The organism is Pseudomonas sp. FSL R10-1350, from assembly GCF_009600525.1.
GTDB classification, from domain to species: Bacteria; Pseudomonadota; Gammaproteobacteria; order Pseudomonadales; family Pseudomonadaceae; genus Aquipseudomonas; species Aquipseudomonas helleri.
Genome location: NZ_WIVR01000221.1, coordinates 1 through 297, shown reverse-complemented (window position 1 = coordinate 297; position 297 = coordinate 1). Strand labels below are relative to the sequence as shown.

The window sequence follows — 297 nt, the reverse complement described above, 5'->3', positions numbered from 1 at the left end:
GACACATTTACCATCAGCCGCAGCCATACAGGGTATGCATCCTCTTGTGAGGTGCGGTGAATGCCATCCTGAAATACACCGTTGACCAGAAACACATTAGCTATCACCAGACACAAAAGGGTCTTGGTGGAATAGCCCCGGCCTGCGACCGGCTCAAGCCCCACAAATGGCAACGCGAATGTAAAACATAGAGTGATCAGCGCAGCCAGTGGCAGCAGAAAGCGGCATAACTTAAGCAAGAATGTGCGAAGCGTGCCAATGACAAAGTGGTTCTCTCGGCCTATGGGTATACCGACA

Annotated in this window: 1 pseudogene; it reads right to left on the bottom strand. The window is 51.5% G+C overall.

Features of this window, described 5'->3' with window-relative positions:
• A pseudogene (locus tag GHO25_RS26385) lies at window positions 1-297 on the bottom strand (DUF4153 domain-containing protein); the annotation flags it as partial.